This is a genomic window from Streptomyces hyderabadensis (genome assembly GCF_020404845.1).
Taxonomy (GTDB): domain Bacteria; phylum Actinomycetota; class Actinomycetes; order Streptomycetales; family Streptomycetaceae; genus Streptomyces; species Streptomyces hyderabadensis.
The window spans coordinates 1-13,769 of sequence record NZ_JAIOJZ010000100.1 but is presented as its reverse complement, the minus strand read 5'-3'; the positions used below and the strand labels follow the sequence as shown (position 1 = coordinate 13,769).

Sequence of the window (13,769 nt, the reverse complement as noted above, 5' to 3'; positions counted from 1 at the left end):
GCACTGTCCGTCGCCCACGACCCAGGCGTCGTGGCCCGGCGAGCAGACGAAGACGTCGCCCGGGCCCACCTCGCTCTCGGTGCCGTCGTCCATGCGGACGTGCATGCGCCCCTCGACCACGTAGCAGTTGTGGTGGATCATGCAGCTGTCGGTGCCGGCGATCGGCGCCACGGACTCCGACCAGCGCCAGCCCGGTTCGAAGGTGGCGACGGCGAAGTCGAGTCCTTCCATGTGCACGGCCTCGATGTGCCCGCGCGGGAAGTCGCGCCGCTCGTCCGGCTTGTCGAGCGTCTTTGCCTCCAGCATGACGCTCCTCCTTTCCCTGGCCCCACCACTCCATCGTCCGCCTGTCAACTCGGCGCCGCCATCCGGGGGAGGCGGCTCGTCAGCCGGGCGTGCCGCAGAGCGCGGCGAAGCGGGCGGCGTCCACGTTGCCACCGGAGAGGATCACGCCGACGCGGCGGGGCAGGGCGTCGATCCGGCCGCTCAGGAGGGCGGCCAGCGGGGTGGCGCCACTGGGTTCGAGGACCGTCTTGAGCCGTTCGAAGGCGAACCGCATCGCGTCCCGGATCTCGTCGTCGGACACCACCACGATCCCGTCGAGCAGCCGCCGGTTGAGGGAGAACGTCAGCTCGCCGGGGGTGGGCAGCGCCTGGCCGTCGGCGATGGTGCGCGGGACCGGCACGGTGACCCGCCGGCCCGCCGCCAGGGAGCGCCTGGTGTCGTCGCCGGCCTCCGGCTCGACGCCGATCACCCGGGTGCCGGGGTGCAGGCCCTTGACCGCGGTGGCGCTCCCGGCGATCAGTCCGCCGCCGCCGACCGGGGCGAGCAGCGCGTCCAGCTCCCCCGTCTCCTCGACCAGTTCGAGGGCGGCGGTGCCCTGGCCGGCGATGACGTGCGGGTGCTCGTAGGGCGGGATCAGGGTCAGCCCGCGCTCGGCGGCCAGTGCCTCGGCGACGGCCACGCGGTCGCCGGTGTAGCGGTCGTAGGTGATGATCTCGGCGCCGTAGCCCGCGGTGGCGTCCCGTTTGGCGGGCGGGGCGTCCTCGGGCATGACGATCACCGCGGTGGTGCCCAGCTCGCGGGCGGCCAGGGCGACCGCCTGGGCGTGGTTGCCCGAGGAGTAGGCGGCGATGCCGCGGGCCAGTTGCTCGGGGGTGAGGCGGGAGGCCGCGTTGTAGGCGCCGCGGAACTTGAAGGCGCCGACCCGCTGGTGGTTCTCGCACTTGAGGTGGACCTCGGCGCCGACGAGGGCGTCCAGGGTGCGCGAGCGGAGCACGGGGGTGCGGTGCGCGACGCCCTCGATGCGGGCGGCGGCGGAGCGGACGTCGTCGAGGGTGACCGGCGGTGCGGTGGTCGTCACGGGTGTCCTCAGGGGGTGTCGGCGGCCGGGCCGGGCACGGCACGGGCCTGGGAGAGGTAGTGGTAGGCGGAGGCGCGGGAGATGCCGAGCCGGGCGGCGACGTGCTCGACCGAACGGCGTACGGCGAACACCCCGCGCCCGTCGAGATCGCGGAACAGCTCCAGTCGCCGCTCCCGGTCCAGCGCCGCCCAGCTGGTGTCCCGGCGCAGCGGATGGGCGTCCACGATGGCGTCGACCACGGCGTCGATGTCGTCGCCGAAGGTGGTCGCCGGCACTTCGGCGGGGGTGCGGGCGGTCCCGGCGAGGGCGCCGAGGAGGGCGTGCGCGCGGTCGACGGCGGTGACGTCCAGGTTGACGCACAGGGCGCCGAACACCGCGCCCGTGGAGTCGCGCAGGACCATCGTGGACGACTTGAGCAGCGTGCCGTCGGCGGTGCGGGTGACGTAGTTCAGCTCGTCGCGCGCGTCCTCGCCGCGGGCCAGGACGCGCATGCCGATCTCGCTCATCGCCGCGCCCACCTGCCGCCCGGTGACCGATCCCGCGACGGCCACGACCGAGTGCTCGGGGCGCCGGTAGTCGTGCAGCACCGCCTCGCAGACCGGTCCGAACGTGGCGGCGATCCCGTCGACGACGGGGCGGAGCGCGGCGAGCACGGCATCGCGCTCGGCGTCCAGTGCGGGTTCGCTCATACGGCCCAGACTACATGTCCAGCCTCTGGACCAGAAGTCCAGGAGCGGCGCCGTTTGACACCGGGACGCGATCCGATCATGCTTCTACTAATGAATTAATGAAAGCATGGAAGGTGACGTGGTCGAGTACCGGATCGATCGACAGAGCGGCATCCCGGCCTATGTGCAGATCGTGCGGCAGACCGAGCAGGCGCTCCGGATGGGTGTGCTGCAGGTCGGGGACAGACTCCCCACGGCCAAGGAGGTCGTCGCCGCCACCGCCATCAACCCCAACACCGTGTTCCGGGCGTACCGCGACATGGAGCAGGCCGGCCTGGTCCGCTCCCGGCGCGGGCTCGGCACCTTCGTGACCCGGTCGCTGGCGCGGCCGGGCGCGGAGGACGACTCACCCCTGCGGGCGGACCTCGCCGCATGGGTCGCCCGGGCACTGGCGGCCGGACTGGAGCGGGACGACGTCCTCGCCCTGGTCACGGCGGCCCTCGACGAGCACGACGAGCAACACGAGCACGACCCGGGCGACCGGGGACGGAAACAGGAGGACGCATGACCGGGCCTGACGAGCCCGCCGCGCTGCACGCCACGGAGCTGGGCTTCGGCTACCGGGCACGCGGCGACCGGGCGCTGCGGGACTGCGGGTTCACCGTGCCCCGGGGCCGGATCACCGCCCTGGTCGGCCGCAACGGCGCCGGCAAGAGCACCCTGCTGCACCTGGCCGGCGGGCTGCTGCGCCCCACACACGGGCGGATCCGGGTCCTGGGCACCGCGCCGGACAGCGCCGGGGCACGCACCCGGGTCGCCCTGCTGACCCAGGACAAGCCGCTCTACCCCCGCTTCACGGTGGCCGACACCCTGCGCATGGGCGGCAAGCTGAACGCCTCCTCGTGGGACCGGCGGGTCGCCGAGCGGGTGGTGCGCGAGGGCGGCATCGCCCTGTCCGCCAGGGTGGGCGAGCTGTCCCCGGGCCGGCGCACGCGCGTCGCGCTCGCCCTGGCGCTCGGCAAGCGGCCGGAGCTGCTCCTGCTGGACGAGCCGCTCGCCGACCTCGACCCGGTGGTGCGCACCGAGATCATGGCGACGCTGATGGCCGAGGCGGCGGAACGCGAGCTGAGCATCGTCCTGTCCTCGCACGTCCTGCCCGACCTGGAGCAGACCTGCGACTGGGTGCTGCTGCTGCGGGCCGGCCGGGTCGAGCTGAGCGAGGACGCCGACGCGCTCCGCGAGGGCCACACCCTGCTCACCGGACACGTCGACGAGGAGCCGGCACTGCGGGAGCACACCGTCGTGCACCGCCGCAGGCACGGGCGGCAGCTGACCGCCCTGGTGCGTCCGCGGGGCCCGGTCGGCGGCAGCTGGCACGTCGAGCGGCCTCCCCTGGAGGAGATCCTGCTCGGTCACCTCCAGGACGGCGCCGCCCCGAAGGAGGCGGCGGCGTGAGGGGGACGCTGTGGCTGGCCTGGCGCCAGCAGCGGGCACTGATCGGCTGCGGCGCGGTGGTGCTGCTGGCCGCCGTCGTACTCGCCGCGTACTCCCGGGCCGGCATGGTCGAGGACCTGCGCAGCGGCCTCTTCGACGGCTGCGACCCCGGGCCGCTGTACTGCACCCGCTCCCCGGACGGGCTCCCCCGGTTCCTGGACGTCGAGCCGCTGAGGCTGCTCGGCGCGCTCAACCTCGCGCTGCCCGTCCTGGTCGGCATGTTCTGGGGCGCACCGCTGCTGGGCCGCGACCGCGAGCTGGGCACCCACCGGATGATCCTGTCCCAGGGCGTCGGCCGGGCCCAGTGGTTCGCCTCCCGGTTCGCCCTCGCCGCCCTGGGCACCACGGCGCTGTCCGGGTCGCTCGCGCTGCTGTTCCGCTGGTGGTGGGAGCCCGCCGTCAACCGCAGCTACGGAGTCTTCTGGTACGAGGCCACCGCGCTGACCGGCTCCGGGCCCTCCCTGGTCGCCGCCGCGCTGTTCGGCCTGGCGGCGGGCACCCTCGCCGGGCTGCTGGCGCGCCGGGTGCTGTCCGCGGCGGCCTGGACGCTGCTGGTCACCGGCGCGGTCGCGGTGCTGGTGCAGTGGACGCACCGGGCCCGCCTGCTGGTGCCGCCGCAGCGCTACGTCAGCGACGGCTGGCGGCCCAAGGAGCCGATGGGCGACAAGTGGTCCACCGGGCACTACGGCCTGATCACCGGTTCCGGCCGCCGGGACTCCGTGCTGGAGTGCCCCTACCCGTCCGGCCGCGAGCTGCGGGAGTGCATGACCGGCCACGGGTATGTCTCCCGCTACTACGAGGCCAACCCGGCCGGCGACTACTGGGCCTTCCAGTGGACCGACACGGCGCTGCTCGGCGGCCTCGCCCTGGTCCTCGTCCTCGTCACGGTCCTGCTGCTGCGCCGCCGGGTCTGACACCCCCCGCCCGGCACCCCTCATTGTCCGCGTCACTCGTACGGAGGTCCCACACCCATGCCCAAGGACGCCAAGTCCCCGAAGAAGCTGCGCAGCAACCGCGCCGCGCTCACCCACAAGGTGGGGTACGCGCTGCGCCACCCCGAGCGCGTCGGCCCCTACGTCCGCCGGGCCGGCCGGGACGCGTGGCTGCGCATCAAGCACCCCGACCACGTCGGCTACTACCGGGCGGTGATGGCCTCCGACACCCGGCGCAACCCGGAGGCCGCGGTCGGCAGCCGGACCCACGACCGCTGGCTGGCACTCGGCCAGATGCAGTTCGACTACCTGATCGAGCACGGGCTGCGCCCCGAGCACCGCATGCTCGACATCGGCTGCGGCAACCTGCGCGGCGGCTGGCGTTTCATCGACCACCTCGACACCGGGAACTACTACGGCGTCGACATCTCGCCGGACATCCTGATCGCCGCCAAGAGGACCCTGACCGAGCGCGGACTCCAGGCCAAGCTGCCCCACCTGACCATCACCGGTGACCTGCGCCTCGAGTTCCTGCCCGACGACCACTTCGACGTCATCCACGCGCACAGCGTCTTCTCGCACTCGCCGCTGGGCGTCATCGACGAGTGCCTGGCGCACGTCGGACGCGTCCTGACGGAGACCGGGTTCTTCGACTTCACCTTCGACCGGACGGAGGGCACCGAGCACCAGGTGCTCCGCGAGGACTTCTACTACCGCACGGACACACTGCTCACGCTGGCCGCCCAGCACAACCTGCACGCGCGGTTCATGGCGGACTGGGAGAAGCGTCCGCACGGCCAGTCCAAGATCCGGGTGAGCCGCTCGCCGCTGCCCTCCTAGCCGGCCGACCGGGTGCGTCGTGGGGCCGGACGGCGCGTCAGGCCCCTACGGGCGCGGGTTGACGCGCCGCCAGGCGGGCCGGGCGTCCGGGCCGCGGCGCCCGGCCGCGGACGCACAGCGGGGGCAGACCCGGCGGACGGCGTCGGCGGCGCCGCCGGACTCGGGCAGCACGTCGGTCCAGGTGACGGCCGGGAAGCGGGTGAGCCCCGAGCGGTGGAGGGACAGCCCGCACACGGTCTCGTTCCTGCCCTGCTCCCACGCGTGCACCTCACCGGCCGGCAGCCAGCGGCCGTCGTCCTGGTCCCACCAGCGGCCGGAGGCCGCCACGTCGTAGCGCCGTGTCCTGGCCATGGCTCCCGGGTGCCCCGGAGGGCGCCGCCCACACGCGCGTACCTCCTCCTGTGTGATCACTCCGCAAGCCCTGCCCGTTAAGGGCGTTTTGTCTGCTTAGCATGCGGGGTCCGCGCTTCGCCCCGCTGTACGAGAGGACACCAGATGGCGCCCACGGGCCGTCCCAGCGCACTGGCCGACCACGCCTTCTCCCCGCACGACGCCGTGCTGCGCGCCGCCGCCCGGCGCCTCGGCCGCCGGCGTTTCCTCACCGTGACCGCGGCCGCCGCCGCGCTCGCCTTCTCCACCAACCACCCGGCCCGCGGCGCGGTCGCCGCCCCCGAACGCGCCGCCCGGATCAGCAAGGACCCCTTCACCCTGGGCGTCGCCTCCGGCGACCCGCTGCCGGACTCGGTGCTGCTGTGGACCAGGCTGGCGCCCGAGCCGTTCCTGGAGGACGGCGGGATGGGCACGGAGCGGGTCACCGTCGAGTGGGAGGTGGCCCTCGACGAGTACTTCGCCGGTGTCCTGTTCCGGGGCACCGCCGACGCCCACGCCGAGTACAACCACAGCGTCCACGTCGACGTGAAGGGCCTGACGCCCGGGACCGTCTACTACTACCGCTTCCGCGCCGGTGCCTGGCTCAGCCCGGCGGGCCGCACCCGCACCGCCCCGGCGGCGGGCAGCGCGACCTCGTCGCTGAAGCTCGCGGCTCTCGCCTGCCAGGCCTACATGGACGGCTACTACACGGTGCTCCGCCACGTCGCCCAGGACGACGTGGACGTGGTGTTCCACCTCGGCGACTACCTGTACGAGTACGCGGTGAACTCCGAGGGCGGGGAACGCCGCTACACCGACGTCACGCTGCCCGACGTCTTCAACCGCGAGACCATGACCCTCGCGGACTACCGGCTGCGCTACTCGCTGTACAAGAGCGACGAGGACCTGCGGGCCGCACACGCGGCGCATCCGTTCGTCGTCGCCTGGGACGACCACGAGACCGAGAACAACTACGCGGGCAGCATCCCGGAGAACGACATCCCGCCCTCGGAGTTCCTGCTGCGCCGGGCCGCCGCGTACCGCGCGTACTGGGAGAACCAGCCGCTGCGCGCCGCCCAGCTGCCGCAGGGCCCGGACGCCCGGCTGTACCGCCGGCTGCACTGGGGCACGCTCGCGCAGTTCGACATCCTCGACACCCGCCAGTACCGCTCCGACCAGGCCTACGACGACCGGCCGCACGCCCCCGGGGCCGAGTCGGACGACCCGGCGCGCACCATCACCGGCGCCGAGCAGGAGCAGTGGCTGCTCGACGGCTGGAAGGGCTCGACCGCGCTGTGGAACGTGATGCCCCAGCAGGTGTGCTTCTCCCAGCGCAAGTTCGACGTGACCGCCGACGCCGCACTCTCCATGGACGCCTGGGACGGCTACCGCGCCTCGCGCGACCGGGTGGTCGCCGGGGCGAAGGCCGCCGGGGTCGACAACTGGCTGATCCTCACCGGTGACGTGCACGTGGGCTACGCCCTCGACGTCAAGGAGGACTTCGACGACCCGGCGTCCGCCACCGTCGGCACCGAGGTCACCTGCACCTCGGTGGCCAGCGGCCGGGACGGCGTGGACAAGCCCGCCAACTGGGACCTGTACATGCAGGCCAACCCGCACATGAAGTTCTACAACGGCAAGCGCGGCTACGTCCGGGCCGAACTCGGCCGGCAGGCCACCCACCTCGACTTCAGGACGGTCTCCGTGATCAGCACGCCCGGCGCCGCCGTGACCACGGCCGCGTCCTTCGTCACCGAGGCGGGCGCGCCGGGGCTGAAGCCGGCCTGATCCGGGGCCGGCCCCGGCGGACGGGCGGGCGCGTACTGCACATGGCACCCACGGCGTCCCCCATCGCGCGAAACAGACCGGGGCCGGGCATCGCCGCGGATCTTTGCGGCAAGGCCTGTGACTTGGCCGCGGGCGCACCGTGACCCACGGCCGCCCACCGAATCCCGCTGTCTCGCACAGCGTCCGAAGGAGGCACATCGCATGGTCGGCAGACATGCCGCGGGCAGCCGCCGCGCAGCCCTCACCGCGCTCGGCGCCCTGGTCCTGACCGCACTCCCCTCGGCCGCGTCGGCCGCACCGCCGCCCGTCCCCGGACCGCGCCCCGCCGCGGCCCACACGCCCGGCGCCGCCGCCGCACCGGCGCGCATGCTGAGCGCCATGGAGCGCGACCTGGGGCTGGCGCCCGGGCAGGCCGCGGCCCGGCTGGTCAACGAGGCCGAGGCGGGCACCCGCGCGGGCATGCTGCGCAACACGCTGGGCGATCGCTTCGCCGGGGCCTGGGTGAGCGGGGCCACCTCCGCCGAGCTGACCGTCGCCACCACCGACGCCGCGGACACCGCCGCCATCGAGGCGCAGGGCGCCAAGGCGGCCGTCGTCGGCAAGAACCTCGCCGAGCTGCGCGCGGTCAAGGAGAAGCTGGACGCCGCCGCCGTCCGCACCCGGACCCGGCAGACGCCGGTCTGGTACGTCGACGTACGGACCAACCGGGTCACCGTCCAGGCCACCAGTGAGTCGGCGGCGGCCGGTTTCGCCGAGGCCGCCGGCCTGTCGACGCGGGACGTGGGCGTCCGGGTCTCCCCCGACCAGCCCCGGGTGCTGGAGGACCTGGTCGGCGGCGACGCCTTCTACATCAACGACCAGGCCCGCTGCTCCATCGGGTTCTCCGTCACCAAGGACGACCAGCAGGGCTTCGCCACCGCCGGGCACTGCGGCGACCCGGGCGCCACCACCACCGGGTTCAACGAGGCCGACCAGGGCACCTTCCAGGCCTCCACGTTCCCCGGCAAGGACATGGCCTGGGTGGGTGTCAACTCCGACTGGACCGCGACGCCGGACGTCAAGGCGCAGGACGGCGAGAAGATCCAGGTCGCCGGGTCGGTGGAGGCGCTCGTGGGGGCGTCGGTGTGCCGTTCCGGCTCGACCACGGGCTGGCACTGCGGGACCGTCCAGCAGCACGACACGAGCGTCACCTACCCGGAGGGCACCGTGAACGGGCTGACCGAGACGACGGTGTGCGCCGAACCGGGCGACTCCGGCGGGCCGTTCGTGTCCGGCACCCAGGCGCAGGGCACCACGTCCGGCGGCTCCGGCGACTGCACCAACGGCGGGACCACGTTCTACCAGCCGATCAATCCGCTGCTCAGCGACTTCGGCCTCACCCTGACGACCACGTCCGCCGCGTCCGGGGCACCGGCACCGCAGGACAACGCGGCGGCGGACGCGTGGGCCGCCGGCCGAGTCTACGAGGTCGGCGCCACCGTGTCCTTCGACGGGGCGCGCTACCGGTGTCTGCAGGGCCACCAGGCGCAGGGCGCCGGGTCACCGGCGAGCACGCCGGCCCTGTGGCAGCGGGTCTGACGGACGGCCGGCCGGCGCGGGACCGCTCGAAGCGGCCCGCGCCGGCCCGTGTCCGGGGCGCTATCCCTCCGCGAGAAGCGCGTAGGCGGTGGCGATGAACGGGTCCCGGGCGCGGAACCGCCGGGTGCACACGGCGGCCAGGGCGGTGTCCGTGTCGGGCCGGAAGCCCAGGAACGCCTGCTGGCCCAGGGTGGCGCCGCTGTGGAAGTACATCGGTCCGCCGTCCGTGGGGTGCCGGAACCACCCCACCGTGTGCACGTGCCGGTGCCCGAGACCCCGCCGGAGCACCGGCACCCGCACCGCGTGCAGTGCGCCGGCGGCCGGTGAGCGGGCCGGGTCCAGGTGGGCCTCCAGGAAGGTGAGCAGGTCGTCGGGGGTGGACCGGACGGCTCCGGCCGCCTGGAAGCCGCCCGCGTCGAAGGGCGGGACGGGGGTGCGCCCGTCCTTGCGGTGTCCCACGGCGTCGGTCTCGGGGCCCTCCGCCCGCAGGGCCGTCGTACTGAGGCCCTGGGCGCGCAGCACCTGCCCGGTGATCAGGTCCTCCCACGCGGTGCGGGTGGCCGCGGCGATCGCGTGGCCGAGGACGGAGACGCCGTAGTTGGAGTAGTGCCAGCGGGTCCCCGGACGGTGTCTGGGCCCGTGGCGCAGGAAGCCGTCGGTCAGCCGCTCGGCGGAGTAGCGGGCGTAGGGGTTGGTGCGCCAGGCGGGCAGGCCACGGCGCACGAAGTCCGCGGGCAGGGCGGGCAGCCCCGACGTGTGGGTGATCAGGTGCGCGAGGGTCACGGGGTGCGGGCCGGCCCTCCGGCCGGGGTCCAGGCAGATGGCCGCCGCCTCGCCGCCGGTGAGCACGCCGCGCCGGATCAGCCGGGTGAGGAGCAGCGCGGTGAAGGTCTTGGACGCCGACCCGATCTCGTAGCGCAGGTCCTCGCGCGGGACGTCGGGCGGCGGGGCGGTGCCGCCGCCGTGCAGGGTGCGGTGCCCGCGCCGGGAGACGGCGAAGACGACGTCGGGGGCGTCGGAGGCGGCCACGGCCTCGGCCAGCCGCTCGCGCAGCGCGGCATCGTCGGGCGGTCCGGGCTCCGGCGGGGCGGGTCCTTCGGCGGCGGGTTCACCCGGCCAGGGCGTACGAGGGCCCGTCACGACGCGGAGTGCGCCAGCTCGGTGAGCGCGCGGGAGGTGGCGAGCAGGGACGCGAAGGCGGCGACCAGCGTCGGGTGGTAGACCACGTCGAAGACGGTGTCGGGGTCGCCGTCGGGCATGGTGCGTACGGCGGGCATGGCGCCGTCGGGCTGCTGCGCGGCGGCGAAGCCCCGCCAGGCGGCCTCGTCGAGGGTGGGCCGGGGCAGGCAGGCGTCCACGACGAGGAGTTCGCCGAGCAGGTCCCAGCGCTCGAGGTCCAGCCAGTCGTCGATCCACACCGGGAGCCAGGTGGCGAGGTAGTCGGCCACGTCGGGCGGCAGGCCGCCGGGGTTCTCGCCCCAGTCGGTGAGGTGGAAGACGGTGTGGGTGATGTCGTAGGCGGTGTGGCCCTCGACGGTCCACGGCTCGGGGGTGCCGGCCAGCCACGTGGCGGCGACCAGGTCGGCCTCGGTCGGTCGTGCGGGCAGGCCGAAGCGGCGCTGGAAGGCGGACAGGCCCAGGCGCCGGGTCGCCGTCACCGGGAACCGCGCCCAGCTGTCGAGCCGGTGGTTGAGTTCCGTGGCGCGTACGATCTCGGGCTGGCTGTAGCCCAGTTCCTTGAACGGCAGGTACACCTCGAACGGGACGGGCGAGAAGGGTTCGACCCGCTGGCCGCGCACCAGCATGCGGCCGCCGTCCAGGGTCTCGCGCCAGGTGTGGTCGAGCAGTTGGCGCGCGAGCTGGGCCTGGCGGGAGCCGGCGACGCCCTCGCGGAACAGGACCGTGCAGATGAGGGCGAGTTCACCGATCGGCTTGAAGCGCTCCAGGAAGCCGATCTCGGGGTCCACGTCCGGTTCGAGGCGGAAGCCGTCGCGGTGGGCCCACAGCCACTCCAGGGCACCGGCTCCGACGCGGTGGATCAGGCGGGTGTCCGTCATCCGGGCGCTCCTTGTCCGGCGGGTCGCGCCGCCTGCCGCACGTCCGGCGGGCGTGCCGCGGCCGCCGTGGCGAGTGCCGCGGCGAACGCGGCCATCAGGGTGGAGTGGTAGCAGTCGGCGAAGTCGTAGGGGTCCGGTCCGGGGTCCGCCCCGGCGGCGTCCTGGGCGGCGCCCTCCTCGGGGATCGCGCCGGACCCGGCCCGGGCGGCGGCGACCCGCTGCCAGGCGTCCTCCAGGACGGCCGGTTCCGGCGGGCGCGGCAGGCTCGCCGCGACGGCGAGCAGTTCGCAGCTCAGGTCCCACATCCGGGCGTCCAGGCAGGTGTCGAGCCAGGGCGGCAGCCAGTGCAGGAGGTAGTCCGCCAGGTCCTCCGGTACTCCCCGGGGCGTTCGTCCCCAGTCGGTGAGATGGAAGACGACGTGGGTGAGCGCGTACCCGGCCGCGCGTTCGAAGGTCCACGGTTCCGGGAGGCCGCCCAGCCAGGTGCGGCCCAGCGCCTGCGGCACGTCCCCGTGCGGATCGATGCCGCTGCGCCGCTCGGCCTCCAGGACGCCCAGGCGGCGGGTGGGGTACTGCTCGGTCAGCCGCCAGCCGCGGGTACGGGTCAGCACCGCGGCGGAGGCCTCGTAGCCGGGGTGCCGCAGTCCGGCCGAGGCGAAGGCCGCGTAGACCTCCAGCGGGTAGGTGGCGAAGGGCTCCAGGGACTGCATGAGCGGGAAGAGTTCGCCCCGGTGGGTCTGCTGCCAGGCGAAGTCCAGCAGTTCGGACACGCGGGTGTGCAGGGGGTCCCCGGGCGGGGTGCAGCGGGAGACGGAGGCGCAGACCTGGGTCAGCTCGCCCAGGGGCTTCCAGGTCCGGTTGACCTGGCCGTCGGCCGCCAGCGCGTCGTCGCCGAGCGCGAAGCGGTCGCGGTGGGTCCACACCCAGTCCAGGGCGGACTCCTCGACCTCGCGGACGCGCACGTCCGGGACGCTCACAGCAGGACGCCGGCCGGCATCAGCCGCGCCGCCTCCAGTTGCAGGGCCACCCGCGGGTCGGAGCCGCCCATCAGGCGTACGAAGTCCAGGCCGGCCTCCAGGCCGAGCGTGTCCGGCACCCCGTCCAGGAGGGTGAGCCAGCGTCCGGCCCCGGCCGCCTGCTGCCAGTCGCGGCGGCGTACGGCCCGGACGAATCCGCGGGCGACGTCCACGGGGCGGCCGCGCGCCACGCGGGTGACGGCGCACTCCTCGCCGGGCAGTGCGAGCGGGGCGAGGACGGCGAGCTGGTGGGTGAGGAACTGCCAGCCGGCGTCGTCGAGCCAGCGGGCGTCGGGCTCGGCGTCCGGCTCGTCGCGGGGCGGGCCGGTCAGGGGGTGTTCGGCCCGGCGCAGGGCCCGGGTCATCGCCCAGTGGCTCCACATGACGGTGGGTGCGGCGTCGTGGCGCGGCGGGTGGGCCGCCACGGCCTCCTTGAACACGGCGAGTTGTGCCGGGTCGGGCGTGACGCGCAGCAGGACGCTGGGCAACAGGGTGTCGGCGCCCAGGACGCGTACCGCCGCCCGGGCGACGCCCTCGGCGGCGCCGCCTGCCGTCAGGGTGCTCCCCGCTCGCGCGTGGTCTCCGCTCCGAAGAGCGGAGACCACGTCGGAAGCGAGGTCAAGCACCGTTCCCTGCAGGAGGGCCGATGTGCTCGACTGCTCCATCTCGTTCTCCCGTCGGTCCGTCAGCCCTTCTTCGGGCGCGGGGTCGGCGGCGAGAGCAGGAGGCTGGTGCCTCCGGACTGCAGGGCGAGCGCGGCGCACTCGCGGCTGTCGCGGAAGACTCCGTCGGGCTCGGCGGGGTCGAGTACCGCGTCGATGTCGATGTTCTCGGTGCGGGTGACTTCCTCGAGCACCTTGTCCTTGGAAGGCATTTCACCATCTCCCTCTGGTAGCCAAATGGCCTTCACACCCAAGGGTGTCCGGTAAGTCCCAGAACATGCCTTTCTTCACAAAATTCCCGGAAGGTAACTCGTTCAACAACCTCAGGCCCGCCGCAGGCGCCACACGTGGTCCTCGCGGAAGCCCTCGACACCGTCGGGCGAGACACTCGGCCGACGGGCGGTCCGGCGCGTCTCGACGTGCCACTCCCCCTCGGGCAGGGCGAGTTCGGCGAGCAGGCCGTCCAGGGTGGGGAAGACGGCGTCGAACGGCGGTTCGGTCTGCCAGGAGGGCCAGCCGGCGTGCAGGACGACCAGCAGGGTGCCGCCCGGCGCCACGGCCCGGGCTGCGGCCCGCAGCACCCCTTGCTGGTCGAGCGCGACCGGCGACTGCAGGTAGTGGGCGCTCACCAGGTCGAAGGAGCCCTCGGGGAACGAGGGCCCCAGCTCGTGGCGTTCCCAGGCGACGCGGTCGCCGACCCCGGCCTCGGCGGCGTGCCCGGCGGCGCGTTCGAGAGCGGTGGCGGAGATGTCCACGCCGGTGACCCGCCAGCCCCGCGCGGCCAGCCACACCGCGTCCGCCCCCTCGCCGCAGCCGAGGTCGAGCGCGGTGCCGGGGGCGAGGCCGGCCGCCTCCTGGACCAGCAGCTCGTTGGGGCGGCCGCTCCAGACGCGGCCGGTGTCGCGGTAGCGGGCTTCCCAGAACTCCGCGGCGGGAGCCGGCGCGGGGATGTCGGTCATGGGGCCTCCTGGGGCGGGCGCGGTCGTCTGCTCGGCGGGGGGG

At 74.2% G+C, this 13,769-nt stretch carries 16 protein-coding genes; 6 read left to right on the top strand and 10 right to left on the bottom strand.

All coding sequences use genetic code 11. The annotated features are described in order from the left end of the window. The 3 genes from K7854_RS36400 to K7854_RS36390 form a co-directional block, all read right to left on the bottom strand. On the bottom strand, window positions 1-306 hold a 306-nt coding region (locus K7854_RS36400), incomplete at its 3' end, for a cupin domain-containing protein (protein ID WP_226030843.1). A gap of 79 nt (window positions 307-385) precedes the next feature. After that, complete coding sequence (locus K7854_RS36395; RefSeq protein WP_226030842.1) at window positions 386-1,363, bottom strand: pyridoxal-phosphate dependent enzyme; 978 nt, start codon at window positions 1,361-1,363, stop codon at window positions 386-388. 8 nt (window positions 1,364-1,371) lie between these two features. Next, window positions 1,372-2,052 (bottom strand): helix-turn-helix transcriptional regulator, encoded by a 681-nt coding sequence (locus tag K7854_RS36390; RefSeq protein WP_226030841.1) that lies wholly within the window; start codon window positions 2,050-2,052, stop codon window positions 1,372-1,374. Window positions 2,053-2,158: 106 nt separating this feature from the next. Here K7854_RS36390 and K7854_RS36385 point away from each other — a divergent pair, with 106 nt between their 5' ends. Genes K7854_RS36385 through K7854_RS36370 form a run of 4 tightly spaced genes read left to right on the top strand, consistent with a single transcriptional unit; the run spans window position 2,159 to window position 5,297 of the window. Further along, window positions 2,159-2,599 (top strand): GntR family transcriptional regulator, encoded by a 441-nt coding sequence (locus K7854_RS36385; protein ID WP_226030840.1) that lies wholly within the window; start codon window positions 2,159-2,161, stop codon window positions 2,597-2,599. Further along, window positions 2,596-3,486, top strand: coding sequence for an ATP-binding cassette domain-containing protein (locus tag K7854_RS36380; RefSeq protein ID WP_226030839.1), 891 nt, complete (start codon window positions 2,596-2,598; stop codon window positions 3,484-3,486). The genes K7854_RS36385 and K7854_RS36380 overlap by 4 nt, the downstream gene beginning before the upstream one ends. Next, a complete protein-coding gene (locus K7854_RS36375) occupies window positions 3,483-4,439 on the top strand; it encodes an ABC-2 membrane transporter-related protein (protein ID WP_226030838.1) in 957 nt (318 codons plus the stop codon). The genes K7854_RS36380 and K7854_RS36375 overlap by 4 nt, the downstream gene beginning before the upstream one ends. Before the next feature lie 57 nt (window positions 4,440-4,496). After that, window positions 4,497-5,297, top strand: coding sequence for a class I SAM-dependent DNA methyltransferase (locus K7854_RS36370; protein ID WP_226030837.1), 801 nt, complete (start codon window positions 4,497-4,499; stop codon window positions 5,295-5,297). Between the two features lie 45 nt (window positions 5,298-5,342). On the opposite strand, the gene K7854_RS36365 is transcribed toward K7854_RS36370, so the two are convergent. Further along, a complete protein-coding gene (locus K7854_RS36365) occupies window positions 5,343-5,648 on the bottom strand; it encodes a hypothetical protein (protein ID WP_226030836.1) in 306 nt (101 codons plus the stop codon). A 144-nt stretch (window positions 5,649-5,792) separates the two neighbouring features. Here K7854_RS36365 and K7854_RS36360 point away from each other — a divergent pair, with 144 nt between their 5' ends. Continuing rightward, window positions 5,793-7,454 (top strand): alkaline phosphatase D family protein, encoded by a 1,662-nt coding sequence (locus tag K7854_RS36360; protein WP_226030835.1) that lies wholly within the window; start codon window positions 5,793-5,795, stop codon window positions 7,452-7,454. A 201-nt stretch (window positions 7,455-7,655) separates the two neighbouring features. Further along, entirely contained in the window at window positions 7,656-9,032 is a 1,377-nt protein-coding gene (locus tag K7854_RS36355) for a trypsin-like serine protease (RefSeq protein WP_226030834.1), read from the top strand. Window positions 9,033-9,092: 60 nt separating this feature from the next. Here K7854_RS36355 and K7854_RS36350 read toward each other — a convergent pair whose 3' ends face one another. From K7854_RS36350 to K7854_RS36325, 6 genes are all read right to left on the bottom strand, one after another. Next, complete coding sequence (locus K7854_RS36350; RefSeq protein WP_226030833.1) at window positions 9,093-10,172, bottom strand: serine hydrolase domain-containing protein; 1,080 nt, start codon at window positions 10,170-10,172, stop codon at window positions 9,093-9,095. Then, entirely contained in the window at window positions 10,169-11,089 is a 921-nt protein-coding gene (locus K7854_RS36345) for a DUF6895 family protein (RefSeq protein WP_226030832.1), read from the bottom strand. Before K7854_RS36345 ends, K7854_RS36350 begins: the two co-directional genes overlap by 4 nt. Further along, a complete protein-coding gene (locus tag K7854_RS36340; RefSeq protein ID WP_226030844.1) occupies window positions 11,086-12,051 on the bottom strand; it encodes a DUF6895 family protein in 966 nt (321 codons plus the stop codon). The genes K7854_RS36345 and K7854_RS36340 overlap by 4 nt, the downstream gene beginning before the upstream one ends. A gap of 11 nt (window positions 12,052-12,062) precedes the next feature. Continuing rightward, window positions 12,063-12,770: a hypothetical protein gene (locus tag K7854_RS36335; RefSeq protein WP_226030831.1), complete on the bottom strand. Its 708-nt coding sequence runs from the start codon at window positions 12,768-12,770 to the stop codon at window positions 12,063-12,065. A gap of 20 nt (window positions 12,771-12,790) precedes the next feature. Continuing rightward, window positions 12,791-12,979: a hypothetical protein gene (locus K7854_RS36330; RefSeq protein ID WP_031046391.1), complete on the bottom strand. Its 189-nt coding sequence runs from the start codon at window positions 12,977-12,979 to the stop codon at window positions 12,791-12,793. A gap of 111 nt (window positions 12,980-13,090) precedes the next feature. After that, window positions 13,091-13,726 (bottom strand): class I SAM-dependent methyltransferase, encoded by a 636-nt coding sequence (locus tag K7854_RS36325; RefSeq protein ID WP_226030830.1) that lies wholly within the window; start codon window positions 13,724-13,726, stop codon window positions 13,091-13,093. Between the last annotated feature and the right edge of the window lie 43 nt (window positions 13,727-13,769).

Bases quoted from the DNA above. Each gene is read 5' to 3' on its own strand.
- K7854_RS36390 (WP_226030841.1), bottom strand. From the start codon at position 2,052: ATGAGCGAACCCGCACTGGACGCCGAGCGCGATGCCGTGCTCGCCGCG.
- K7854_RS36385 (WP_226030840.1), top strand. From the start codon at position 2,159: ATGGAAGGTGACGTGGTCGAGTACCGGATCGATCGACAGAGCGGCATC.
- K7854_RS36380 (WP_226030839.1), top strand. From the start codon at position 2,596: ATGACCGGGCCTGACGAGCCCGCCGCGCTGCACGCCACGGAGCTGGGC.
- K7854_RS36370 (WP_226030837.1), top strand. From the start codon at position 4,497: ATGCCCAAGGACGCCAAGTCCCCGAAGAAGCTGCGCAGCAACCGCGCC.
- K7854_RS36365 (WP_226030836.1), bottom strand. From the start codon at position 5,648: ATGGCCAGGACACGGCGCTACGACGTGGCGGCCTCCGGCCGCTGGTGG.
- K7854_RS36360 (WP_226030835.1), top strand. From the start codon at position 5,793: ATGGCGCCCACGGGCCGTCCCAGCGCACTGGCCGACCACGCCTTCTCC.
- K7854_RS36355 (WP_226030834.1), top strand. From the start codon at position 7,656: ATGGTCGGCAGACATGCCGCGGGCAGCCGCCGCGCAGCCCTCACCGCG.
- K7854_RS36345 (WP_226030832.1), bottom strand. From the start codon at position 11,089: ATGACGGACACCCGCCTGATCCACCGCGTCGGAGCCGGTGCCCTGGAG.
- K7854_RS36335 (WP_226030831.1), bottom strand. From the start codon at position 12,770: ATGGAGCAGTCGAGCACATCGGCCCTCCTGCAGGGAACGGTGCTTGAC.
- K7854_RS36330 (WP_031046391.1), bottom strand. From the start codon at position 12,979: ATGCCTTCCAAGGACAAGGTGCTCGAGGAAGTCACCCGCACCGAGAAC.
- K7854_RS36325 (WP_226030830.1), bottom strand. From the start codon at position 13,726: ATGACCGACATCCCCGCGCCGGCTCCCGCCGCGGAGTTCTGGGAAGCC.